This window comes from Comamonas testosteroni (assembly GCF_030505195.1).
GTDB classification, from domain to species: Bacteria; Pseudomonadota; Gammaproteobacteria; order Burkholderiales; family Burkholderiaceae_C; genus Comamonas; species Comamonas testosteroni_G.
The window spans coordinates 4,086,914-4,109,841 of the sequence record NZ_CP129672.1; the positions used below are offsets into that span (position 1 = coordinate 4,086,914).

The following is a 22,928-nucleotide window of genomic DNA, read 5'->3' on the forward strand; positions in this document are numbered from 1 at the left end:
AGGCGCACTAGCCCTTGAAGCGGACATGCATTTGTTCCTGTGGGGAATAAATCGCATCTTTATGATGTGATTCATGAACAAATCCATGGCTATGCCGTTGCTGCCGGAGCACAGTGCGGACCGCTTTGTGGAGCTGCAGACCTTTGTGCAGGTGGCCCAGCAGGGCAGCTTCTCGGCGGCGGCGCGTCTGCGCGAGGTCTCGCCCTCGGCCGTCAGCAAGATCGTGGCCCGGCTCGAAACCCGGCTGGGCGTGCAACTGCTGCGCCGCAGCACCCGGCGTCTGGAGTTGACGGCCGAGGGAGATCAGTTGCTGGAGCAGGGCCGGCAGCTGCTGGCGGACTGGCTGGCGCTGGAATCCTCGGTCACCCGGCAGGGCCAGCCCACCGGCGTGGTGCGCATCAATGCCAGCTCGTCCACGGGCAATCGCCTGCTGGTGCCGCTGGTCGGCCCGCTCATGCAGACCTGGCCGGGCCTGCAGCTGGACCTCAGCTTTACCGATCATGTCGTGGACCTGATAGCGGCTCGCGCCGATATCGCTCTGCGCTGGGGGGAGCTGCCGTCTTCGGACATGGTGGCGCGAAAGCTGGGACATACGCGCCAGGTGATCGTGGCCTCGCCGGACTATCTGCAGCGCTTTGGCAGACCGCAGCATCCCGATGAGCTGGCAGGCCATGTGCGCATTGGCTGGAACTACCCACGGGCCATACCGCACTGGCCGTTTGTAGTGGCTGGCAAGGCGGTGACGGTGAGCATGGGCGAGGTGCTGCGCGTCAACGATGGTGAAGCCATGGCCAATCTGGCCAAGGCCGGGGCGGGCCTGGCGCGGCTGTCGCTCTATCACGCCTGGGACGATTTGCATGCGGGCAGGCTGCAGGCGCTGCTGGAGGACTTCAATCCCGGGGATCTGCAGCCCATCCATGCCGTGTATGTGGGCAAGCCCGGCCAGTTGCCGGTGAGAACGCGGGCGGTGCTGGATTTTCTGGCCAGCCATGTGGACCTGAGCCATGCCGAGCAAATGCCCGCCGGCCTGCTGCCTGGGGGCACATAAAAAAAGAGCCTGGACGAATCCAGGCTCTTTGAAAACCTTCATCCAGTCTGGAGAAGGCTAGGCGTTCAAACGGTGTTTGGTGCTCAGGCAGTCAGGTCCACCAGCGAGCGGGCCACCACCTTGGTGGCACGGCGCAGGTCTTCCAGCACCAGGCGCTCGTCGGAGCGCTTGGCGTGCGATTCCAGCACGGTGCGGGGGCCGGCGCCGTAGATCACGCCGGGGATGCCGCGCTCGACGTACAGGCGCACGTCGGTGTACAAAGGCGTGCCCACTGCGGGAGGCTTCTCGCCGAAGACAGCTTCGCCGTGGGCCTGGATGGCGTCGACCAGGGGCTTGTTGCCGTCCAGGGGCGTCATGGCATTGGCCAGCAGCAGGCGCTTGATGTCCACGCGCACGGCGTCTTCACCGGTGTAGCCGCCCTGGGTGTTGAAGTCGGCGATGGCGTTGGCGATCACGGCACGGATGCTGGCTTCGACTTCCACGGGATTCTCTTCAGGAATCATGCGGCGGTCGATCTTGAGCATGACCTTGCCGGGCACCACATTGGTGTTGGTGCCGCCGTCGATGCGGCCGATGTTCAGGTAGGGGTGCTTGATGCCGGGCACCTTGGACGTGATTTGCTTGTACTTCACGTTTTCGGCGTACAGCGCATTCATCAGCACCACTGCGGCTTGCAGCGCGTCCACACCGGTGTGGGGCACGGCGGCGTGAGCCATCTTGCCCTGCACGGTGATTTCCATCTGCAGGCAGCCGTTGTGAGCGGTAACTACTTCGTAGCTGAAGCCCGCTGCGATCATCAGGTCGGGCTTGGTCAGGCCCTTTTCCAGCAGCCAGCCCGGGCCCATGATGCCGCCGAACTCTTCGTCATAGGTGTAGTGCAGCTCCACCGAGCCCTTGGCCGGCTTGGCCACGGCTTCCAGAGCACGCACGGCGAAGGTGAACGAGGCGAAGTCGCTCTTGCTCACGGCAGCGGCGCGGCCATACAGCTTGCCGTCTTCGATCTCGGCGCCGTAGGGGTCCTTGCTCCAGCCTTCGCCCGGAGGCACCACGTCGCCGTGGGCGTTCAGGGCGATGGTTTTGCCACCGTCACCCTGAGTGCCGTATTGGCGGCGCACGATCAGGTTGGTGATGGATTCCATGCCGTAGGCCTTGACGTCCGCTTCGGGCACGACGTGCTTCTCGGCGTCGAAGCCAAAGCCCTTGATCAGCTCGGCAGTGCGTTCGGCGTGGGGCGCGTTGTTGCCGGGAGGCGTGTCCGTGGGCACTTGCACCATGGCCTGCAGAAACTTCACTTCTTCGTCGAAGTGCTCGTCAATCCAGGCATCGATGGCGGCGTAGGTGGCTTGCTTGTCTTGATTCATATTGGTCATTGCTGTTCTTGAGCCAGTTGGTGGAGGAGGTGGGTGAAGGCATCCACGGACAGTTGCATGTCGTCGGAGGTGGAGGCTTCCAGCGGGTTGTGGCTGATGCCGGCGTTCATGCCGCGCACGAACAACATGGCCTGGGGCATGATTTCGTGCAGTTTCATGGCGTCGTGACCGGCACCGCTGGGCATGCGGAACAGGGGCACGCCCAGCGCATCGACAGCGTTTTCCCAGCGTTTCTGCCATTCGGGAGCGCTGGGTGCCGCCGCTGCCTTCATGGACAGATCGGTGGTGTAGCGCAGGCCGCGGCGTTCGGCGATCGCTGCCATCTCGGCCATGATGTCGTTGATCATGGCGTCGCGCTGCTCGTTGGTGGGGGCGCGCAGATCCAGCGAGAACTGGCAGCGGCCGGGCACCACGTTGACCGAGCCCGAGGGCACGTTCAGCTGGCCGATGGTGGCCACGCTGTCGCCATCCTGGCCGGCGCGCTTTTCGATGTACAGCGACAGCTCGGCCACGCCGGCTGCGGCGTCGCGGCGGCGGTTCATGGGCGTGGTGCCGGCGTGGCTGGCCATGCCGATGAATTCACAGACATAGCGGGCGCTGCCGTTGATGGAGGTGACGATGCCCAGAGGGATGTCCAGCTCGTTGAGCACGGGGCCCTGCTCGATGTGCACTTCCACAAAGCCCAGGTACTTGGCGGGGTCGCGCTCCAGCTTGGGGATGTCGTCGATGCACAGGCCGGCATGCAGCATGGCCTCGCGCAGCGTGATGCCGTCGGCGTCCTTTTGCTCCAGCCATTCCTGCTTGAAGTCGCCCACTAGTGCGCCAGAGCCCAGGAAGGTTGCCTTGTAGCGCTGGCCTTCCTCTTCCGAGAAGCCCACCACTTCGATGTTGAAGGGCAGACGCTTGCCTTGCTGGACCAGTTGCTTGACGCAGGCCATGGGCACAAAGATGCCCAGGCGGCCGTCGTACTTGCCGCCGTTGCGCACGGTGTCGTAGTGGCTGCCGGTCAGCAGGGTCTTGGCGCCCTTGTCCGCAAATTCTGGGGCGGCCTTGTAGCGGCCCACCACATTGCCCACGGCATCGATCTCGACTTCGTCGAAGCCGATTTCGCGCATCCAGTGGCTGATGCGCTGGGCGCAGGCGCGGTGGGCGTCGGTCAGGTAAGTCACCGTCAGCTGGCCTTTTTCGGCGTAGCCGGGGTCGCTGTTGGTGGACAGGCGCTCTTGCCAGTCCCAGACTTCGTTGCCTTCGACGGGCTCGTAGCCGAACTTGTCGTTCAGGCGGATCTCGGCGATGCGGTGGATGTTGCGCAGTGCCTCGGCCTGCTCGTAGGCAGGGTGGTTGAACATGCGACGCTCGAAGGTCGCAATGATCTCGGCCTTGCTCAGACCCAGACCGCGCGCGCCGCGCACGGCCAGGATGAAGGGGAAGCCGAAGCGCTTGCCGTATTCGGCGTTGAGCTTGCGGATGTGCTCCAGCTCTTCGGGCGTGCAGTTGGTCAGGCCTGCCTTCTTTTGCTCATTCGTCGATTCGGCGGTGAGCGTGTTGGTCTCCATCTGCTTGCCGGCCAGCTCCGGGTGAGCGCGGATCAGATCGAGCTGGGCCTGCTCGCTGGACTCGGCCAGCACCTTGGCCATGGCGTGCTTGATATGCGCCATGGACTTGAAGGGACGCTGCTCCAGTGCCTTGGCGGCAATCCAGGGCGAGTGCTCGTACAGGCCATCGAGCAGGTCGGTGGCGGTTGCCGCATCGGCGGCATTCAGTTGTTCCAGGGTCAAAGCCATGTCGCAATCAATCCTTGCAGGGAAAACGCTCGGCCCAGTGACGAGCCAAATCAATACGGCGGCACACCCACACGTTGTCGTGCTTCTGGATGTGGTCGAGGAAGCGCTGCAGCGCTGTAATCCGGCCGGGGCGGCCTAGCAGTCGGCAGTGCATGCCGATGCTCATCATCTTGGGGGCGTTGTCGCCGCTGGCATTGCCTTCGGCATACAGGACATCGAAGGTGTCCTTCATGTACTGGAAGAACGGATCGGCATGCGAGTAACCCTGGGGCAGGGCAAAGCGCATGTCGTTCACGTCCAGCGTGTAGGGAACGATGAGCTGGTTGTGCGTCGTGCCGTCGCTCTTGGCAACCTTCATCCAGAAGGGCAGGTCGTCGCCGTAGTAATCGCTGTCGTAGCTGAAGCGGCCGGCATCGGCCACCAGGCGGTGGCTGTTGGGGCTGTCGCGGCCGGTGTACCAGCCCAGGCCGTGGTCGCCGCCCGCGCCGTACAGCTCTTCAAAGATGTCCACGCATTGCTGCATGTGCGCGCGCTCGATCTCCTCGGGCACGTTCTGGTAGTGAATCCACTTCAGGCCGTGGCAGGCCACTTCGTGACCGAGCTCGTCAAAGGCCTGGGCCAGCTCGCGATGCTTTTGCAGCGCCGTGGCCACGCCGAACACGGTCAGTGGCAGAGCGCGTTTCTCGAACTCCTTGAGAATGCGCCACACGCCGGCGCGCGAGCCGTATTCATAGATGCCGTCCATGCTCATGTGACGGTCCGGGTAGCTGGCGGGATTGAACATCTCCGACAGGAATTGCTCGCTGCCCGGGTCGCCATGCAGGACATGGTTCTCACCGCCTTCTTCGTAGTTCAGCACGAACTGAACGGCCACGCGGGCTTTGCCGGGCCATTCGGGATGGGGCGTGTTGCGGCCGTAGCCAATCAGGTCGCGTGGATAGGAGGCGGTGGAATCGTAAGTCATAGGGATACGGATGAAAGTGCCATCGACAGGTCGTTCGTTGGCAAATCGCGGTCGAAGGTCAGGCCTGCTTCCACGTGGTCCAGGTGCAGCTGCATCAGCTGCACCGCATGTTCGGCCTCGCCCGCAGCCAGTGCGGTCACGATGTCGGCATGTTCTTCGTGCGAATGCTCGGCCGCCGATGCAGACTGGTACATCAGGGTGATCAATGCGCAGCGGGAAATCAGCTCGCCCAGCAGCTGAGCCAGCACCTCGTTGCCCATGAGCTCGGCCATGCGCACGTGGAAGTCGCCCAGTAGCTCGGTGCGCTGGCCCACGTCATTGGCTTCCATGGCCTTTTTCTCGGCAGCCACATGCTGCTTGAGGGCGCGAATCTTGGCGGCGCTGCTTTGCTTGACAAAGCTGCGCACCATCTCGGCTTCGAGCATGCGGCGCACGGCAAACACCTGGCGCGCCTCGTCCACCGAAGGCGTGGCCACAAAGGCGCCGCGAGCGGGCTCTAGCCGGATGAGACGGTTCTGCGAAAGCTGGAACAGGGCCTGGCGCACCAGGGTGCGGGAAACTCCAAAGTGGTCGGCCAGCTTTTGCTCGGCCAGCTTGGTGCCGGGCATCAGGCGATGCTCGACGATGGCCTTGGTCAGGCTTTCGACAATGAAACTGGTGGTGGAAGTTTCCATAAATCCATCATAGCGGTTGAAGACAAGTTTTGTATACAGTTTCTGTTCACCAAACATGGTGTTTGTATCGATGTTCAGGTGCAGAAAGCTGTGCGCAAGCGCGCAAACCCAATGGGAGCAAGGGCTTGCAACATTGGTATTGCAAAGATCAGCAGTGTTGTGACTGGGGGCCCTCTGTAAGGGAAAAAAGCCCGAATGCACAATGCGCAGCTATGCAAGCACAGAATACATCCTCGCGCGCGCAGGCTGCGGCAACGCCTGTTCCCCAGCAAGACCCGGCTGGCTTTCTGCGTCATCTGTATGACGTGGCGGTGCGCAACGCCCTGCCCATCGAGGGTCTGGCGCGTCATCTGCCCAAGCCGCCCAGGGGCCGCACGCTGGTGCTGGGCGCCGGCAAGGCCGGCGGCTCCATGGCGCAGGCGCTGGAGGCTCTGTGGCCGCAGGATGCCCCGCTGTCGGGCCTGGTGGTGACGCGCTACGCGCACATTCCCCCACGCCCCGAAGGGCTGGCCCAGCGCCTGGAAGTGGTGGAAGCCGCCCACCCCGTGCCGGACGCGGCCGGTCTGGCTGCGGCCGAGCGCATTCTGGCGCTGACCGAGGGGCTGACGGCCGACGATCTGGTGATCTGCCTGATCTCCGGCGGCGGCTCTTCCCTGCTGACGCTGCCCGCCGAGGGCATCGACCTGGCCGAGAAGCAGCGCATCAACAAGGCGCTGCTGGAGAGCGGCGCGGCAATTGGCGAGATGAACTGCGTGCGCAAGCATCTCTCGCGCATCAAGGGCGGGCGTCTGGCCGCTGCCTGCCATCCCGCCAAGGTGGTGACGCTGACCATCAGCGATGTGCCCGGCGACGATCCTTCGGTGATCGCCAGCGGACCGACGGTGCCGGACGCGTCGACCTGTGCCGACGCACTGGCCATCCTGGACCGCTACCAGATCGGCATTCCCGAGTCCGTGCGCGCTGCGCTGCAAGCCGGCGAGCTGGAGACTCCCAAGCCCGGCGATGCCCGCTTTGAAGGCCATGAGGTGCATCTGATCGCCACGCCCCAGCAGTCGCTGGAGGCCGCGGCGGCTTCCGCCCGCGCGGCCGGCATTGCAGTGCATGTGCTGTCCGACGAGATGGAAGGCGAGTCGCGCGAGGTGGGCAAGGTCCATGCGGCGCTGGCGCGCGCTGTGGCCCGGCATGAGCAGCCTTTTGCCAGGCCCTGCGTGATTCTCTCGGGTGGCGAGACCACGGTGACCATCCGCCCGCGCCAACCCGGTGCCGCCAAGGGGCGCGGCGGGCGTGCCGGCGAGTTCTGCCTGGGTCTGGCCCAGGCCCTGCAGGGGCAGGAAAAGGTCTGGGCGCTGGCCGCGGACACCGACGGTATCGACGGTGTCGAGGACAACGCGGGAGCGCGTGTCTCGCCCTGCACGCTCAAGCGCGCGGCAGAGCTGAGTCTGCGCATCAGCGATCACCTGGATCGCAACGATGCCTATGGCTATTTTTCGGCGCTGGGCGATCTGGTCATCACCGGCCCAACCCACACCAATGTGAACGACTTCCGCGCAATTCTGATTCTTTGAAGCCATCAAATTGAATAGCTGATTGCGCAGGCTATTCAACGGTTTTAAATAGAAAAATATCTGAAGTTAGCGTTCATCAAGCGGTAGCTGCTATTTTTTATATAGCTGCAGTGTAAAACTGGCGCTACCCATCCCAGTGCTCCGAGCAAGAGCCGCCTCGCGGCGAAGGAGCAGTTCCCCTCCGTTAGCGCGCAGCGCGTACACAGAGGGGGAAGGCGCGAAGCGCCTCAGGGGGAACTAGCCCCCTCTTGGCAGATCCTCCCACCAGGCATCGTCGAACTTGCCCTGCAAAAAGGCGATGAAGGACTGCACCTTCTGCGGCACCAGGCGCGGCGAGGGGTAGACGGCGTGGATTTCCTGCTCGGGCAGGCGGCAGGTCTTGAGCACTTCCACCACGCGGCCGTCCTTGAGCGAATCCTGGGCCACATAGCGCGGCAGGGCCGCAATGCCCATGTGCGAGCGGGCCGCGGCCAGCAGGGCCGAAAGATTGTTGGAGCGCAGCCGCCCGGTGACGGGAATCGACACCGGCTCGCCGCTGGCATTGCGCAGTCGCCAGATATCGTTGCCCTGCACGCTGCTGTAGATCAGCGTGGAATGCTCCTTGAGGTCCGAGGGGCGGCGCGGCGTGCCGTGCTTGCGCAGATAGGTGTTGGAGGCCACCAGCACCCAGGGGTTGACGCCCAGCATGCGTGCGCCCAGCGAGGAGTCGGCCAGCTTGCCCAGGCGCAGCGCCACGTCGATGCCGTTGGCCACCAGATCGGTGTAGCGGTCCTCGAAGCTCAGATCGACCTGCACCTGCGGGTTGTGCTTCATGAAATCCATGGCCAGCGGAATGAGTACCCGGCGCCCGAAGGCCACCGAGCTGCCGATGCGCAGCTGACCCTGGACCTGGGTCTGGCGCACCTTGACCACGTTCTCCGCCTCGGCCACATCGCTGACGATGATCTTGCACTTTTCGTAGTACAGCGCGCCGGCTTCGGTCAGGCTCACGCCGCGCGTGTTGCGGTTGAGCAGCCGCACCTTGAGGCGCGCCTCCATGGCCGCGACCTGCTTGGTCACGGTGGGCTGGGTGGTGGCGAATTCCTGTGCGACTTTGGTGAAACTGCCGGTCTCCACCACGCGCACAAACATGTGCATCGCGTCGAGTCTGTCCATGGATTTGTCTCCTATTTATTCTTGGGTGGAATAAATTTTATGGTCTGAGAGCGGCTTCCAGCAAGCAAAGGTCTTGACTAAAGTTCAACCAAGTTTTTAGGAGACCCTCATGGCCAAAATGAAAGCAATCGACGCCGCAGTCCTGGTGCTCGAAAAAGAAGGTGTAACCGTGACGTTTGGTGTGCCCGGCGCGGCCATCAACCCGCTGTACGCTGCAATGAAGAACCACGGCGGCATCGGTCACATTCTGGCCCGTCACGTCGAAGGCGCCAGCCACATGGCCGAAGGCTACACCCGTGCTGTAGCCGGCAATATCGGCGTGTGCATCGGCACCAGCGGCCCTGCCGGCACCGACATGATCACCGGTCTGTACTCGGCCAGCGCCGACTCCATCCCCATCCTGTGCATTACCGGCCAGGCTCCCCGCTCGCGTCTGCACAAGGAAGACTTTCAGGCCGTGGACATCGCCTCCATCGCCAAGCCCGTGACCAAGTGGGCGACCACCGTGCTGGAGCCCGCCCAGGTGCCACGCGCCTTCCAGCAGGCCTTCCACCTGATGCGCTCCGGCCGCCCCGGCCCCGTGCTGATCGACCTGCCCATCGACGTGCAGCTGGCCGAGATCGAATTCGATATCGACACCTACGAGCCCCTGGCCGCCTACAAGCCCACCGCTTCGCGCAAGCAGGCCGAGAAGGCCATCGAGATGCTCAACGAATCCGAGCGTCCCTTGCTGGTCTCCGGCGGCGGTGTGATCAACGCCGATGCTTCCGACCTGATGGTCGAGCTGGCCGAGATCCTGAACGTGCCCGTGATCCCCACCCTGATGGGCTGGGGCACCATCCCTGACGATCACCCCCTGATGGTCGGCATGTGCGGTCTGCAGACCAGCCACCGCTACGGCAACGCCAACATGCTGGCTTCGGACTTCGTGTTCGGCATCGGCAACCGCTGGGCCAACCGCCACACCGGCTCGGTCGAGGTCTACACCAAGGGCCGCAAGTTCATCCACGTGGACATCGAGCCCACGCAGATCGGCCGCGTGTTCGCGCCCGACTACGGCATCGTCTCCGATGCCAAGGCGGCTCTGGAGCAATTCGTTGCCGTCGCCAAGGAGTGGAAGGCTGCCGGCAAGCTCAAGTGCCGCAAGGCCTGGGTGGCCGAGTGCCAGGGTCGCAAGAACAGCGTCGAGTACCTGCGCAAGACCAACTTCGACAGCGTGCCGATGAAGCCCCAGCGCGTCTACCAGTGCATGAACCGCACTCTGGATCGCGACACCACCTATGTGTCCACCATCGGTCTGTCGCAGATCGCCGGTGCCCAGTTCCTGCACGTGTACAAGCCCCGCAACTGGATCAACTGCGGCCAGGCCGGTCCTCTGGGCTGGACCACTCCAGCCGCCTTGGGCGTGCGCGTGGCCGACCCCCAGCGCAAGATCGTGGCGCTGTCCGGCGACTACGACTTCCAGTTCATGATCGAAGAGCTGGCCGTGGGCGCGCAGTTCAAGCTGCCCTATGTTCACGTGCTGGTCAACAACAGCTACCTGGGTCTGATCCGTCAGGCACAGCGAGCTTTCTCGATCGACTATTGCGTGCAATTGGCGTTCGACAATATCAACATGGATGAGGGTGATGCCACCCGTGGCTACGGTGTTGACCATGTTAAGGTCGTTGAGGGTCTGGGTTGCAAGGCGATTCGCGTTCATCGCGCCGAAGACTTTGCCCCCGCCATGCAGCAGGCCGAAGCCTGGATGGCCGAGCACCAGACCCCTGTGGTGATCGAGTGCATCCTGGAGCGTGTGACCAACATCTCCATGGGCGCCGAAATCGACAACGTGGTCGAGTTCGAAGACCTGGCGACCGAAAAGGCCGACGCGCCCAGCGCACTGGCCCTGCTGGACTGATAGGAAAACTCCCCCTGAGCGGCTGCGCCGCTCCCCCCTGTCTTTGCAGGAGGGGGGCGACGCTTTCGCTGCGGGGCGGCGCGGCCGGATCAGGCCCTTGCCTGGCGTCCGCCAGCCCCACCATTAACGATTACCGGAGACTTTTATCATGCCCCGTTTTGCAGCCAACCTGAGCATGTTGTTCACCGAGGTGCCTTTCCTCGAGCGTTTTGAGCGTGCCGCAAACGCAGGCTTTGAAGCCGTGGAGTTTCTCTTTCCCTACGCTCATACCGTGGAAGAGATCAAGGAGCGCCTGGACGCCACCGGCCTGAAGATTGTTCTGCACAACCTGCCCGCAGGCGACTGGGATGCAGGCGAGCGCGGCATTGCCTGCGACCCCAAGCGCGTGGACGAGTTCCGCGCCGGCGTGGCCAAGGCAGTGACCTATGCCCACGCCCTGGGTGTGCCCCAGCTCAACTGCCTGGCCGGCAAGGTTCCTGCCGGTGTCGACGCTGCCGTGGTGCGCCGCACTTTCGTGGAAAACCTGCGCTTTGCTGCCGCCGCCCTGAGCGCCGCCAACATCCGCCTGCTGATCGAGCCGATCAACCCCTTCGACATTCCCGGCTTCTACCTGAACCGCACTGACGATGCGCTGTCCATCCTGGACGAAGTGGGTGCGCCCAACGCCTATGTGCAGTACGACATCTACCACGCCCAGCGCGTGGAGGGCGAGCTGGCCGCCACCATGCAAAAGCAGCTGGGCCGTATCGGCCATATCCAGCTGGCTGACAACCCCGGTCGGAACGAACCGGGCACGGGCGAGATCAACTACCCCTTCCTGTTCGCACACCTGGATCGCATCGGCTACGACGGCTGGATCGGCTGCGAATACAAGCCCGCCAACGGCACCGAGTCCGGCCTGGGCTGGCTGCAGAAGATCGGCGGCTGGAGCAAGGCGGCAGTGGCTGCCTGAATGGATGACAAGGCCTGTGGCGCCTGCTGGCAAAGCGCCTTCGGCCATCGAATTTGAGTAGGATTTTCGCAAACAGGAATGCAGCAACGGCGAGCCTGCCTGAGGCAGTCGCCTTGCCCGAACCGGTTCTTGCGTGAGTCGTGTTGAGTTTCAAGAAAACTGAGGAGTACAACCATGAACGCATCGTCTCTCAAGCTGGGCTTTATCGGTCTGGGCATCATGGGCGCGCCCATGTGCGGCCACCTGATTGCGGCCGGCCACCAACTGTTCGTCAACACCGTGGGCAAGGTGCCTGCCAACATCGCCGATACCAGCGCCACCCAGTGCACCACCGCTCGCGGTGTGGCCGAGCGTGCCGACATCATCTTCATCATGGTGCCCGACACTCCCGACGTGGAGAAGGTGCTGTTCGGTGAAGACGGCGTGGCCGCTGGCCTCAAGGGCAGCTCCGGCAAGATCGTGGTCGACATGTCCTCCATCTCGCCCGTGGCCACCAAGGACTTTGCCAAGCGCATCGAAGCCGCTGGTGCTCAGTACCTGGATGCTCCCGTCTCCGGTGGTGAAGTCGGTGCCAAGAACGGCACCCTGTCCATCATGGTCGGCGGCCCTGACGCAGCCTTCGAGCGCGTCAAGCCCCTGTTCGACAAGATGGGCAAGAACATCACCCTGGTGGGCGGCAATGGCGACGGCCAGACAGCCAAGGTGGCCAACCAGATCATCGTGGCGCTGAACATCGAAGCCGTGGCCGAAGCCCTGCTGTTCGCATCGCGCGCCGGTGCCGACCCGGCCCGCGTGCGTGAAGCCCTGCTGGGCGGCTTTGCCTCTTCCAAGATCCTGGAAGTGCATGCCGAACGCATGATCAAGCGCACCTTCGATCCCGGCTTCCGCATCGCCTTGCACCAGAAGGACCTGAACCTGGCCCTGTCCAGCGCGCGTCAGCTGGGCGTGTCGCTGCCCAACACCGCTCAGGCCCAGGAACTGTTCAACAGCTGCGTGGCCCACGGCGGTGCGGGCTGGGACCATTCCGGCATGGTGCGCGCCCTGGAAATCCAGGCCAACTTCGAAATCGGTCAGAAGGCTGAATAAGAGCGGCGAACACGACCCGGCAAACCCAAGGTTTGCGGTTGAGGCGAGGCGCGAGGCCGCAGGCAGTACAGAGAAGTACGGCAAGGCTTCGCCACGACGCATCAAGGGTTGTGTGGGCGGCTCTGAGAACGAAGGTGGGGAGGGCGGCCACTGGCCACGCGTACGGCCAGCGGCCGCCTCAAGTGAAAGCCGCGCTCGGGGGAGCGCGGCTTTCTTTTTGGGCGTCAGAACCCCATGGTTTTTCCATCGGGGTTGCGCGGGTCCGAAGCGCCGCGCAGCAGGCCGTCGCGGATCTCGATGGTCTGCGTGCGGCCCATGGATGCCTTCAGTGCCACCTTGTGGCCCCATTGCCTGAGCAGGGCCAGCGTATCGGGGCTGAAGCCTTTTTCAACGCGCAACTCGTCAGGCGTCCACTGGTGGTGAAAGCGCGGCGTGGCCGCAGCCTCGGCCGGGTTCATGCCGAAGTCGATGTGATTGACGATTTGCTGGAGCACCGTGGTGATGATGCGCGCTCCGCCCGGGCTGCCGGTGACCAGAACCGGCTTGCCGTCCTTGAGCACCAGGGTCGGTGTCATGGAGGACAGCGGCCGCTTGCCAGCCTGCACGGCATTCGCATCGCCCCCCACCAGACCATAGGCATTGGCCACACCGGGCTTGGCCGAGAAATCGTCCATCTCGTTGTTGAGCAAAATCCCCGTGCCCTTGGCGACGATGCCGCTGCCGAAATTGGTGTTCAGCGTGTAGGTTACGGCCACCGCGTTGCCGGCCTTGTCCACCACGGAGTAATGGGTGGTCTGGTCGCTTTCATAAGGTTGGGGCCTGCCGGGCCGGATGTCCTTGCCGGACCTGGCCTGCTGGGGCTTGATGCTTGCGGCCAGCTCGCTGGCATAGCTCTTGGAGATCAGCCCCTTGAGCGGAATCTTCACGAAGTCCGGGTCGCCCAGGTACTCCGAGCGGTCGGCATAGGCGAGCTTCATGGCCTCGGTCATGTAGTGCACGCTTTGCGCGCTGTCGGCACCCCATTGATTCATGGGCCAGCGCTCCATCATGTTCAGGATCTGAATCAGGTGCGCACCGCCCGAAGAGGGCGGGGGCATGGTCACGATCTGGTAGCCGCGATAGCTGCCGCGCACGGGTTCGCGCTCGGCCACCTTGTAGTCGCGCAGGTCCAGCAAGCTGAGGGCATGGGCGTGCGGCGCCATCTCGGCCACGATCTTCTGCGCGATCGCGCCCTCGTAGAAGGCCTTGGCACCTTGCTGGCTGATCAGGCGCAGAGACTGCGCCAGGTCCTTTTGCACCAGCCTCTCGCCAGTTTGCAGCGGAGCGCCGTTTCTCCAGAAAACGGCCTGGGTGGCAGGCCAGCGGCCCATGTTCTTTTTTTCCTGATCCAGAGTCTTGGCCAGGGTGACGCTGACAGGGTAGCCCTTGTCCGCCAGCGCAATCGCCGGAGCCATGACCCTGGCCAGCGGCATGCTGCCCCAGCGCGAGAGCGCGTGCGTCATGCCTGCCACGGTGCCGGGCACACCCACGGCGTAGTGGGTGTAGAGCGATTTTCCGTCGATGACCTTGCCGCCGGCATCCAGATACATATTGCGTGACGCGCCCCGGGGGGCCACTTCGCGGAAGTCCAGTGCAATGTCCTTGCCGCTCCTGGCGTCGTGCACCATCATGAAGCCGCCGCCGCCGATATTGCCGGCGTTGGGCAAGGCCACTGCCAGTGCAAAGCCCACGGCCACGGCGGCATCGACGGCATTGCCGCCCGCCTTGAGAATATCCACGCCGATCTGCGTGGCCAGCTCCTGCTCCGAGGCCACCATGCCGTTCTTGGCGATAACGGGGTGAAAGACATCCAGCTCGAAGTCATAGGCGGCAGCGGCTGCCTGGGCGGCGGCGCTCTGGGTGACGGCAGGCGCTGGCGCCTGAGCATTGGCATCGCTACGGCTGGCCGCGCGTTCGTTGCTGGCGGGCTCCAGCGTGGCCGTGCTGCTGCAGGCGCTCAGGCCGGCCAGAGCGATGAGCAGGCTGGCTGCCAGGGCGGTGGTGCGCAATTGCATGCGTTGTCTCCTGTTCGCTTGATGGGTCGGGCCAGTGTATCGAGGCCGATAAAGAGGCCGATAAAGAGGCCAACCGGGCAGAGCTGGCTATGTGCCTGAAAGTCAAGGCAGAAAAGCCTTTGATGGAGTACAGAAACTGTATACACTTTGGTGATCAAAGCGCTGCGCTCAAGCGCGGGCAGGCTTTGTGATGGCTTAGATGTTTTAGGATTTGCGCAAACAGGAACGCAACAACGGCCTGCCTTCCGAGGCAGCCGCTTGGCCTGAGCCCGTTTTGCGTAAGTCGTGTGTTTGGTACAACCAAGGGCAGTGGCAAACTGCCTGTGAGGAGATTTCCATGGGCCTGAGCACCCACGTTCTCGACACCATGAATGGCTGCCCCGCCGCAGGCATGGCCGTCGAGCTGTTTTCCACCGAAGGCGACAAGGCCACGCTGATCAAGAGCCTGGTGCTCAATCATGACGGCCGCACCGATGCGCCGCTGTTCGACAACAACACGCTCAAGGTCGGCACTTACCGCCTTACCTTTGATGTTGCGGCCTACTTCAAGGCCCGTGACGTGCAACTGCCCGAGCCCAGCTTTCTGAACAAGGTGAGCCTGGACTTCGGCGTGGCCAATGTGGAGCAGCACTACCATGTGCCTCTGCTGGTCAGCCCCTGGAGCTACTCCACCTATCGCGGCTCCTGACCGGGTCGCGGGTCTCTCGATCAGGGAGACATGGCAAAAATAGGAGCGGCTTGCGCACGTCCCTTAAAGGTTTCGGCATTAAAAGGCATTGAAACCTAGAGGTGACAGGCGCAAGCTGCTCCTGTTTTTATGGCTTTTATTTCCCCTTGGAATAGGCCATGGCCACCACCAGGGCGCTCACCAAATAAAAGGCCTGCAGCTCCAGCGCCCAGCCGCCGGTGTTGTTGAGCATCAGAATCTGCCGGGTGTGCATCAGCGCAAATGCCACCACCATATTGATGGCAATCACCAGTGCGGCCGGTACCACCCACAGGCCCACCAGCAACAGCAAGGGCGCGATCACTTCGCCCAGATAGACCGCATAGGCCAGAAATCCCGGCGCGCCCAGGCTCTCGATCTTGGCCTCGATGCTGCCTATGCCATAACGAATCTTGGCCCAGCCGTGCAGCAGCATGAGCAAAGCCAGGGTGACACGCAGCACGACCAGAGCTGCCTTGGGGTGGTGAAAGTAATTCCAGAACTTCATGAGCATCCTGTCGTCAGCGCTATGCTTATACCAACAATGCTAGCGCCTGTTTCAGACAATTCGCCTGCTTGCCCATAGATGGGGCCAAGTCTTGTTTTATGTTCATGCTGTAGGTCTTTTTCGACAACTGCTCTTGCCTTCTGTAGGCCAATGGCGCAAGCTGTAACCGCTGAGTTTTATCGGCAACGCTGCGCACTAGCATCGTGCCAACCCTGTTTCTGACAGCTTTGCATCGGGGGGATGTGCAAAAGCGACTCCATGTCGGACTTCAGGACCTTCTACCTCTGAAATGTGTCTACACATTCATCCCATGAAAGGATATAGGTATGCGTCAAATTTCTCTGCGTTCTGTTGCGATGGCTGCCGCACTGGCTGCCGGTGCCTTGACCATGACGGCCTGCACCACGACCAAGCCTGATACGGCATCGGCTCCCCGCTCCGATTCCACAACGGTCAATACCCGTGCCAATGCCGCTCTGGAGCGCCTGTACCAGACCGCACCAGGATCCAAGGAAATGGTGCAACGTGCCAAGGGGGTGCTGATCTTCCCGTCGGTGATTGGCGGCAGCTTTGTGGTCGGGGTCGAGCATGGTCGTGGCGTGCTGCGCGTGGGCGGCTCCAACCGTGGTTTCTACAGCACGACAGCGGCCTCTATCGGATGGCAAGCTGGTGGCCAGTCCAAGGCTGTGATCTATGTGTTCAACACGCAGGAAGCGCTGGACAAGTTCCTCAAGAGCGACGGCTGGTCCGTGGGGGCTGATGCCACCGTGGCTGCCGGCCGGATCGGTGCCAACGGCAGCGTGGACACCACGACTGCCCAGGCTCCCGTCACCAGCTATGTGCTGACCAATGCGGGCCTGGAAGCGGGCGTGTCTCTGCAGGGCACGAAGATCACCAAAGTGGTCGAATAAGCCTCGCCTGGCTTGTCGCAACAAAAAACCGGCCTTGGCCGGTTTTTTGTTGTCCGATGCAGCGGGCTGCATCGCTGTGCACTTTCACTGGCCCAGCTGACCTTCGGTCAAGGTGTCGAGCTGGAAGCGTCCCGACTTGTCCCACAGCCAGGTGTCGGTATAGGTCACGCTGCGACCCAGGGCAGGGAAGGGGGCAGCGGAGCGCACGGCTCGCTCGATCTCGGCCACCACTTCGGGGGCATGGCTTGGCTTGCGCATCCAGTGCAGGTTATTCACGCGGCCCTGGCCGTCGAGTTGAACTTGGAGCACGCCGATCGCATACAGCATAGGCGGCAGCATGCCCTGGTAGATGCGGCCGGAGTTGCGTTCATACAGATGCTGGGCAGCCTGCTTGCGATAGCCGGGGCTGGCTTTGTCGGCAGGCGTCGTGCCGATGGATGGGCTTTGGGGCGCGATCTGGCAGGCGGTCAGCACCGCTGCAACGGCAGCCATCATCCCGGTCCGCAACCACTTCAGGGGGCGGCGGGCTGGTGTGGCGCGGGTGGAGTCGTGGGTTTCAGGCATGCCGCCAAGCGTAGCCGCAAATGAATGGAGGCAGCTGCCTGGGGGCGCAATTCTCACGCCTTCTCGTGAAAAATCTGCAACGACTCGTCAAATCCGGTTCGGATATGCATCCGATTAATGTGCTCATACGCTTGTCTGTCTATTGCGACTCGCAAAATGCATGAACATCGGTCATCAAAGCAATCGGCGTTCAGTCATGTGGAGTGAAACACAGCAAGGAATCTTGAATCGTCTGGCGCAGCAGCCGCTGTGCTGGGTGCAGGTACAGGCCACTCGTGGCTCCGTGCCCCGTGAGGAGGGGGCCTGGATGGCTGTGTTTGCCGATGAGGTGATGGGGACGATCGGCGGTGGTCATCTGGAGTGGCAGGCCATTGCCAAGGCTCGCCAGTTGCTGGCGCAGTGGGGTGCAGACCCCGCAGCCTTGCGCGAGCATATCCAGCGGTATGCGCTTGGCCCCAGTCTGGGCCAATGTTGCGGCGGTGCGCTGGAGTTGCACTTTGCATGGTTTGACGCCAGCGAGGTCCAACGTCTGCGGGCCTTGATGCCCGAGCCGTCGCAATGTGTGGCCCTGTTCGGGGCGGGCCATGTGGGGCATGCGCTGGTGCGCATTTTGCGCAGCTTGCCGTACCGCGTGATCTGGGTGGACAGCCGTGATGCAGTCTTTCCCGTGGAGGAGCAGATAGGGGTGCAGTGCGAGCATTCCGATCCGGTGCAGGCTGCCGTGGCACAGCTGCCGCCGCAGTCGCAGGTGCTCATCATGAGCTTCAGCCATGCCGAAGACCTGGAGGTAGTGGCCCAATGCCTGCTGCGTCAGCGCGAGCGCGGAGATCTGCCTTTTGTGGGGTTGATTGGCAGCAAGACCAAATGGGCCAGCTTCAGCAGCCGCTTGCGCAGTCGAGGGTTCAGCGATGCAGAGTTGGTCCACATCACCTGCCCGATCGGCGTGCCGGGCATTACCGGCAAGGAGCCTGAGGTGATCGCTGTGGCGGTGGCAGCACAGCTTCTGCAGCGCTTGTCTGCGAGCTGATGGTGCAACGAATGCACCTGATCTGGTGCATGTTGCCGCAAACATGCTGTCACTCGCCCTGAAAATCAGGCCCGATCCTTGCATATCGATCTTGTATTAGGGAAATCTCTAGGATGGTTTATCCCTGATTCGAGAGTTGCGGCAGCAAAAATTGCATACACTTTCGGTCGACAGAATGGTCGCAGCGGTGCCCCGTGTGTAACGTCCGGGAGCGCGGCCTTTTCTTCTGCTCAGAGCGCCCGCAGTGGTGAGCAGGTTGTTCGGCAGCCTCACGCTGCCAAGGTTGAGAGCTATGGAAAGCTACATTCTCGACTGGGCCGGCCTGCTGTTGCGGTGGCTCCACGTCATTACCGCGATCGCCTGGGTCGGTTCATCCTTCTACTTTGTGTTCCTGGACAGCAGCTTGACGCCGCCCGTGGATGACGACCTGAAGAAGCAGGGCGTTAACGGCGAACTCTGGGCTGTGCACGGTGGTGGTTTCTACCACCCCGTCAAGTTCAATGTGTCTCCTCCCAAGATGCCGGATCACCTGCACTGGTTCTACTGGGAAAGCTACACCACGTGGCTGTCCGGCTTTGCCCTGCTGACGGTCTCCTACCTCTGGAACGCCAATATCTATCTGGTCACTCCCGGCGACCCCAATGCCATGAGCACCGGCGCTGCCGTGGCTTCGGCTCTGGGCTTCCTGGTGGTTTTCTGGCTGCTGTATGACTTCATCTGCCGCACCTTCGGCCAGAAGAAGAATGGCGACGCCACCGTCGGTGCCATGGTTCTGGTTCTGGTGTGTATCGCAGCCTACCTGGCCTGCCACATCTTCCCCGGTCAGGCGGCCTTCCTGCTGATGGGCGCGATGATCGCGACGTCCATGAGCGCCAACGTGTTCTTCTGGATCATCCCTGGCCAGCGCAAGGTGGTGGCTTCGCTCAAGGCTGGTGAGCCTGTGGACCCACGTCACGGTCAACGTGCCAAGCAGCGCAGCGTGCACAACACCTATTTCACGCTGCCCGTGCTGTTCGCCATGCTGTCCAATCACTATGGCTGGTTGTACAGCCACAAGATGAACTGGCTGGTGCTGATCGGCATGATGTTTGCCGGTGCTGCCATTCGCCAGTTCTTCGTGATGCGCCACGGCTACAAGCTGGGTCGCAACAGCCACCCCTGGCCTTACGCTGCTGTCGGCGTAGCTGCTCTGCTGGCCGTGTTCGTCTGGCTCAAGCCCGCTCCTGTGGCTGCAACTGCTCCAGTGGCGGCTGCTCCCGCGGCACCCGCAGCCGGGCAGGCTGCAACTCCCGCAGCCCCTGCAGCTGAAGTGGCAACTCCTGCCGTCGAAGGCGCATCACCTGCTGCTGCTCCCGCAGCCGCTGGCGGCGAAGGCTTTGCCAAGGTCAATGCCATCTTCCAGCAGCATTGTGTGGTGTGCCACGGCACGGCCATCCAGCAAAAGGCGGTTCGTCTGGACTCCCCCGATGCGGTGAAGTCGCACGCCCAGCAGATCTACCAGCAGGTGGTTCAGCTGAAGAAGATGCCTTTCGGCAACCCTGCGGCTCTGTCGGATGACGAACGCAACCTGATCAAGACCTGGTACGAGTCCGGCGCTGCCGTGAACTGATCATCAGCGGTTGTTCTGGGTAGTCAAAGTCGTTAGCTGGAAATTGAAGCCGTCAACAGCGGCCTGACATCCATGCGGCTTTCAGGGGAGGGAGGTTGCGGCATCAAAGTCGTGAACTCCCTTTCCCTAATCGAAAAAGCGCTCGTTGTGAGCGCTTTTTCGATTGAAAATTCAACGGACTGAACTCGTGAGCGCAGCGCAAGCATGGGAGCCTCCGTGAATAGATCTGAGAGCGCTCCTAAGTCTGCAGTCGTTCAACTCAAAGATGCCTATGACTGCCAGTGCCCAAAGCAGTTATTTGAGCGCGACTGCCATGCAGGTCTGCTTTGAAACTCAAGGCGGTCCCCGGACTGTCACGAATTCCAGGTGCCCGTTTTTGCCAGCACCGAACTGGTGCTTTCGACCCGTCGCCGTCATCCGAGCTTTGACGACCGATGCCTGGTATGCAGCGATTGCTGCGGCTCATGGCTGCATCGTGACCTATCGGTTGGCCATCGGCAGTAAAGGCCATGAGCGTGACGAAGCCACGCCCGTCATACGCTAGGCCATAAAAAAGCGATGCCCCCGAGGGTGCATCGCTTCTTTTTTGCTTACTTGGCAGGGATGGCCTTGGGATCGAGGTTACTGACTGGGCCGTAACGACGACTCACGGGCCCAACTGATCAAGCGTTCTCCAGCACGCTCCCTGGCGTCCATGAGATGCACCCGAGAGGCGGATGACGGTCGTATCAGCACTCAGGTTTGAGAGAGTATCTCCTCATCCTTCTCGAGGCCTTGGGAAGCAAGCGTGTTTCTAATTTGACCTGTCGAGGTTTTGCGGGGTGACGAGGTGCGAGCCAACCGCAGATCGGCCAGCCGCTCGGTGCCGTCGCTCGCATCGTGGGCCTGCAGCTTGAAGCCGGCTACCACTTCGGCCAACTGGTGCGCCTGCTGCTGCAGCGACTGCGCCGCTGCCGTGGCCTGTTCCACCAGTGCGGCGTTCTGCTGCGTGCTCTGGTCCATCTGGGTAACGGCGCTGCCGACCTCGGCAATGCCCCGGCTTTGTTCCTGGCTGGCATTGCTGATCTCGGCCACGATGGCCGTGACGCGGTTGACACTGTCCACCACGTCCTGCATGGTGGTGCCCGCCTTATGCACGAGGCGGCTGCCCGTGCTGACTTGGCTCACCGAATCGTCGATCAACACCTTGATTTCCTTGGCAGCCTCGGCCGAACGCTGAGCCAGCTGGCGCACCTCGGACGCCACCACGGCAAAGCCGCGGCCCTGCTCGCCGGCGCGCGCGGCCTCCACGGCCGCATTCAGCGCCAGGATGTTGGTCTGGAAGGCAATGGAGTCGATGACCTGGATGATGTCCACGATACGGCGCGCCGAGGACTCGATGCCGCCCATGGTCTGCACCACCTGGCCCACCACGGCGCCGCCTTGTGTGGCCACTTCGGAGGCATTGCTCGCCAGCTCGCTGGCTTGGCGCGCGCTGGCCGCGTTCTGCTGAACAGTGGCAGTGAGCTGCTCCATAGCGGCAGCGGTCTCTTCAAGCGAGCTGGCCTGCTGCTCAGTGCGCGAGGACAGGTCTTGGTTGCCGCTGGCGATCTCGCTGGTGGCAATGCGCACCGACTCCGAGGACTGGCGGATGCGCAGCAACACGGCAGCGATCTTGTCGGTGAAACGGTTGAAGGCCGTGGCGATCTGGGCCAGTTCGTCCTTGCCCGCGGTATCCAGGCGACGCGTCAGATCGCCCTCACCCGAGGCGATATCCTCCAACGCATCGCGCACGACGAAGAGGCGGCGCAGTAGACGGTTCACGCTGACCGACAGCAGCGCCACGGCCACCGCCACGCACAGCGCCGCGATCAGCATCTCCATCTGCAGCAGCTGGCGTGCGGCTGCCGTAGCCTCGGCTTTGTCCACGGCCACGCCCAGCAGCCAGGGCGTGCCGTCTACCCGGGACGCATAGACCAGCTGCGTTGCGCCATTCACGTCCACTTCGGCGCTGCCGCCGTCCTGCGCCAGTTTCTGCAGCAGCCCGGCATCAAGCTGCGGCGCGATGCCGGAGGAGGGCTTCATGACCAGTTCCGCCTTGGTATAGGCCAGGATGTTGGACTGCCCGTCCAGCAGGAAGGCAAAGCTCTTGTCCGTGGCGTGGATGGAATTCACCTTGCGCGTCACGGTATCCAGATGCATGTCCGTGCCAACCACGGCCGTGTACTGGCCGGCCGGCCCCACGGGCTCGACGAAGCTAATCGTCAGCTTGCCGGTGCTGGCATCGATGTAGGGAGGTGTCACACCGGGCTTGCCGGCCTGCACGGCCTGCTTGTACCAGGGGCGCTCCGTACCGACATAGTTCTCGGGCATGGGGTGGGCGAACACATGGGCGCCGCTGGCATAGACGAAATAAGTGTCGTCGAAACCACCGGCCTGCTTGGCCGCCAACAGAAAGGGCACGGGCTCTTGCTTACCCACCGCCTGCTGCAGCGAGCTGGTGATGCGCTGCTTGTCTCGCACCCACTCGGCCAGATCATTGGCATGCAGCTTCGTGAGCTGGCTTATGCGCTCGTCGAGCGAGCGCTCGGTACCGCTGCGCACCGAGAAAAAGGTGGAGAGCGCCAGGGCAAGCAGGGAGAGCGTGGTGATGGCGACACAGATACCGATCAGGCGAGCGCGCAGGCTGTTGAACATGAGAACAATTCCACAAAGCGTAATAATTTGTTGGAAGGCAATGTACCTTGATTCGGCTCATGGAAAATTCCTCGTGAGGGAGGCAGTTTCCCTAGGAATTTTCAACTGATCTGATGACAGCTGCGTTATCAGTCAAGTGACTCATGGACATGCACTGACTACAAGGAGCAGACAAGGAGCAGACCGCCAGAATTGAGTTGTAGCAAGTCGAACTGGATGAAACCCACAAGAGCATTGTGAAGCGGCTGTTCAGGACAGGCAGCGTTCAATGACCGGTGCGACAGATACTGGCCGGGAGCGCCAGTTTGGCCCAGCGCCGCATTGCAGCCGTTGAAGACGGCCACCTTGCCGTTGTTCTCGGAGTGGCCGTCAGCG

19 protein-coding genes are annotated in these 22,928 nt (G+C 62.5%); 10 read left to right on the top strand and 9 right to left on the bottom strand.

What is annotated here, in order from left to right:
* Window positions 1–73 precede the first annotated feature (73 nt).
* Entirely contained in the window at window positions 74–1,048 is a 975-nt protein-coding gene (locus QYQ99_RS18980) for a LysR family transcriptional regulator (protein WP_437439047.1), read from the top strand.
* An 83-nt stretch (window positions 1,049–1,131) separates the two neighbouring features.
* Here QYQ99_RS18980 and QYQ99_RS18985 read toward each other — a convergent pair whose 3' ends face one another.
* From QYQ99_RS18985 to QYQ99_RS19000, 4 genes are read right to left on the bottom strand one after another with little or no spacing between them, the layout of a single operon-like run.
* Window positions 1,132–2,418 (bottom strand): M20 family metallopeptidase, encoded by a 1,287-nt coding sequence (locus QYQ99_RS18985; RefSeq protein WP_302089524.1) that lies wholly within the window; start codon window positions 2,416–2,418, stop codon window positions 1,132–1,134.
* Complete coding sequence (gene uraD, locus QYQ99_RS18990; protein ID WP_302089525.1) at window positions 2,415–4,202, bottom strand: 2-oxo-4-hydroxy-4-carboxy-5-ureidoimidazoline decarboxylase; 1,788 nt, start codon at window positions 4,200–4,202, stop codon at window positions 2,415–2,417. Before uraD ends, QYQ99_RS18985 begins: the two co-directional genes overlap by 4 nt.
* Before the next feature lie 7 nt (window positions 4,203–4,209).
* Complete coding sequence (gene puuE, locus QYQ99_RS18995; protein ID WP_302089526.1) at window positions 4,210–5,166, bottom strand: allantoinase PuuE; 957 nt, start codon at window positions 5,164–5,166, stop codon at window positions 4,210–4,212.
* Window positions 5,163–5,840, bottom strand: a complete 678-nt coding sequence (locus QYQ99_RS19000) for a GntR family transcriptional regulator (RefSeq protein WP_302089527.1) — start codon at window positions 5,838–5,840, stop codon at window positions 5,163–5,165. The genes puuE and QYQ99_RS19000 overlap by 4 nt, the downstream gene beginning before the upstream one ends.
* 212 nt (window positions 5,841–6,052) lie before the next feature.
* Between QYQ99_RS19000 and QYQ99_RS19005 the strand changes: the two genes are divergently transcribed.
* Window positions 6,053–7,405 (top strand): glycerate kinase type-2 family protein, encoded by a 1,353-nt coding sequence (locus QYQ99_RS19005; RefSeq protein ID WP_302089528.1) that lies wholly within the window; start codon window positions 6,053–6,055, stop codon window positions 7,403–7,405.
* Window positions 7,406–7,642: 237 nt separating this feature from the next.
* Here the strand turns inward: QYQ99_RS19005 and QYQ99_RS19010 are convergent, their stop codons facing one another.
* Window positions 7,643–8,560 carry a LysR family transcriptional regulator gene (locus tag QYQ99_RS19010; protein ID WP_003052436.1) on the bottom strand — a complete coding sequence of 306 codons (918 nt, stop codon included), beginning with the start codon at window positions 8,558–8,560 and terminating at the stop codon, window positions 7,643–7,645.
* A gap of 109 nt (window positions 8,561–8,669) precedes the next feature.
* On the opposite strand from QYQ99_RS19010, the gene gcl reads away from it, so the two are divergent.
* The 3 genes from gcl to glxR all read left to right on the top strand — a co-directional run bounded on the left by gcl (window position 8,670) and on the right by glxR (window position 12,498).
* On the top strand, window positions 8,670–10,460 hold the full coding sequence (gene gcl / locus QYQ99_RS19015; RefSeq protein ID WP_302089529.1) for a glyoxylate carboligase: 1,791 nt from the start codon (window positions 8,670–8,672) through the stop codon (window positions 10,458–10,460).
* A gap of 148 nt (window positions 10,461–10,608) precedes the next feature.
* The gene (hyi, locus tag QYQ99_RS19020) at window positions 10,609–11,412 is read left to right on the top strand and encodes a hydroxypyruvate isomerase (RefSeq protein WP_302089530.1); all 804 of its coding nucleotides are present in this window, start codon (window positions 10,609–10,611) and stop codon (window positions 11,410–11,412) included.
* Between the two features lie 174 nt (window positions 11,413–11,586).
* On the top strand, window positions 11,587–12,498 hold the full coding sequence (glxR, locus tag QYQ99_RS19025) for a 2-hydroxy-3-oxopropionate reductase (RefSeq protein WP_302089531.1): 912 nt from the start codon (window positions 11,587–11,589) through the stop codon (window positions 12,496–12,498).
* Window positions 12,499–12,722: 224 nt separating this feature from the next.
* On the opposite strand, the gene ggt is transcribed toward glxR, so the two are convergent.
* Window positions 12,723–14,552 carry a gamma-glutamyltransferase gene (gene ggt, locus QYQ99_RS19030; RefSeq protein WP_302089532.1) on the bottom strand — a complete coding sequence of 610 codons (1,830 nt, stop codon included), beginning with the start codon at window positions 14,550–14,552 and terminating at the stop codon, window positions 12,723–12,725.
* A gap of 337 nt (window positions 14,553–14,889) precedes the next feature.
* On the opposite strand from ggt, the gene uraH reads away from it, so the two are divergent.
* Window positions 14,890–15,240: a hydroxyisourate hydrolase gene (uraH, locus tag QYQ99_RS19035; protein ID WP_302089533.1), complete on the top strand. Its 351-nt coding sequence runs from the start codon at window positions 14,890–14,892 to the stop codon at window positions 15,238–15,240.
* 136 nt (window positions 15,241–15,376) lie between these two features.
* On the opposite strand, the gene QYQ99_RS19040 is transcribed toward uraH, so the two are convergent.
* A complete protein-coding gene (locus QYQ99_RS19040; RefSeq protein WP_302089534.1) occupies window positions 15,377–15,766 on the bottom strand; it encodes a DoxX family protein in 390 nt (129 codons plus the stop codon).
* 326 nt (window positions 15,767–16,092) lie between these two features.
* Between QYQ99_RS19040 and QYQ99_RS19045 the strand changes: the two genes are divergently transcribed.
* Window positions 16,093–16,677: a BPSL1445 family SYLF domain-containing lipoprotein gene (locus QYQ99_RS19045; protein ID WP_302089535.1), complete on the top strand. Its 585-nt coding sequence runs from the start codon at window positions 16,093–16,095 to the stop codon at window positions 16,675–16,677.
* 84 nt (window positions 16,678–16,761) lie between these two features.
* On the opposite strand, the gene QYQ99_RS19050 is transcribed toward QYQ99_RS19045, so the two are convergent.
* Window positions 16,762–17,241 carry a hypothetical protein gene (locus tag QYQ99_RS19050; protein WP_437439048.1) on the bottom strand — a complete coding sequence of 160 codons (480 nt, stop codon included), beginning with the start codon at window positions 17,239–17,241 and terminating at the stop codon, window positions 16,762–16,764.
* A gap of 196 nt (window positions 17,242–17,437) precedes the next feature.
* On the opposite strand from QYQ99_RS19050, the gene xdhC reads away from it, so the two are divergent.
* The 3 genes from xdhC to QYQ99_RS19065 all read left to right on the top strand — a co-directional run bounded on the left by xdhC (window position 17,438) and on the right by QYQ99_RS19065 (window position 20,421).
* Window positions 17,438–18,268, top strand: a complete 831-nt coding sequence (gene xdhC / locus QYQ99_RS19055; RefSeq protein ID WP_302089536.1) for a xanthine dehydrogenase accessory protein XdhC — start codon at window positions 17,438–17,440, stop codon at window positions 18,266–18,268.
* A gap of 292 nt (window positions 18,269–18,560) precedes the next feature.
* Complete coding sequence (locus QYQ99_RS19060; RefSeq protein WP_302089537.1) at window positions 18,561–19,877, top strand: urate hydroxylase PuuD; 1,317 nt, start codon at window positions 18,561–18,563, stop codon at window positions 19,875–19,877.
* 376 nt (window positions 19,878–20,253) lie between these two features.
* On the top strand, window positions 20,254–20,421 hold the full coding sequence (locus QYQ99_RS19065; RefSeq protein WP_302089538.1) for a hypothetical protein: 168 nt from the start codon (window positions 20,254–20,256) through the stop codon (window positions 20,419–20,421).
* Between the two features lie 191 nt (window positions 20,422–20,612).
* Here QYQ99_RS19065 and QYQ99_RS19070 read toward each other — a convergent pair whose 3' ends face one another.
* Complete coding sequence (locus QYQ99_RS19070) at window positions 20,613–22,553, bottom strand: methyl-accepting chemotaxis protein (RefSeq protein ID WP_302089539.1); 1,941 nt, start codon at window positions 22,551–22,553, stop codon at window positions 20,613–20,615.
* Window positions 22,554–22,928: the final 375 nt, after the last annotated feature.

Coding starts and splice junctions, on each gene's coding strand:
- QYQ99_RS18980 (WP_437439047.1), top strand. CDS start 74: ATGAACAAATCCATGGCTATGCCGTTGCTGCCGGAGCACAGTGCGGAC.
- QYQ99_RS18985 (WP_302089524.1), bottom strand. CDS start 2,418: ATGACCAATATGAATCAAGACAAGCAAGCCACCTACGCCGCCATCGAT.
- uraD (WP_302089525.1), bottom strand. CDS start 4,202: ATGGCTTTGACCCTGGAACAACTGAATGCCGCCGATGCGGCAACCGCC.
- puuE (WP_302089526.1), bottom strand. CDS start 5,166: ATGACTTACGATTCCACCGCCTCCTATCCACGCGACCTGATTGGCTAC.
- QYQ99_RS19000 (WP_302089527.1), bottom strand. CDS start 5,840: ATGGAAACTTCCACCACCAGTTTCATTGTCGAAAGCCTGACCAAGGCC.
- QYQ99_RS19005 (WP_302089528.1), top strand. CDS start 6,053: ATGCAAGCACAGAATACATCCTCGCGCGCGCAGGCTGCGGCAACGCCT.
- QYQ99_RS19010 (WP_003052436.1), bottom strand. CDS start 8,560: ATGGACAGACTCGACGCGATGCACATGTTTGTGCGCGTGGTGGAGACC.
- gcl (WP_302089529.1), top strand. CDS start 8,670: ATGGCCAAAATGAAAGCAATCGACGCCGCAGTCCTGGTGCTCGAAAAA.
- hyi (WP_302089530.1), top strand. CDS start 10,609: ATGCCCCGTTTTGCAGCCAACCTGAGCATGTTGTTCACCGAGGTGCCT.
- glxR (WP_302089531.1), top strand. CDS start 11,587: ATGAACGCATCGTCTCTCAAGCTGGGCTTTATCGGTCTGGGCATCATG.
- ggt (WP_302089532.1), bottom strand. CDS start 14,552: ATGCAATTGCGCACCACCGCCCTGGCAGCCAGCCTGCTCATCGCTCTG.
- uraH (WP_302089533.1), top strand. CDS start 14,890: ATGGGCCTGAGCACCCACGTTCTCGACACCATGAATGGCTGCCCCGCC.
- QYQ99_RS19040 (WP_302089534.1), bottom strand. CDS start 15,766: ATGAAGTTCTGGAATTACTTTCACCACCCCAAGGCAGCTCTGGTCGTG.
- QYQ99_RS19045 (WP_302089535.1), top strand. CDS start 16,093: ATGCGTCAAATTTCTCTGCGTTCTGTTGCGATGGCTGCCGCACTGGCT.
- QYQ99_RS19050 (WP_437439048.1), bottom strand. CDS start 17,241: ATGCCTGAAACCCACGACTCCACCCGCGCCACACCAGCCCGCCGCCCC.
- xdhC (WP_302089536.1), top strand. CDS start 17,438: ATGTGGAGTGAAACACAGCAAGGAATCTTGAATCGTCTGGCGCAGCAG.
- QYQ99_RS19060 (WP_302089537.1), top strand. CDS start 18,561: ATGGAAAGCTACATTCTCGACTGGGCCGGCCTGCTGTTGCGGTGGCTC.
- QYQ99_RS19070 (WP_302089539.1), bottom strand. CDS start 22,553: ATGTTCAACAGCCTGCGCGCTCGCCTGATCGGTATCTGTGTCGCCATC.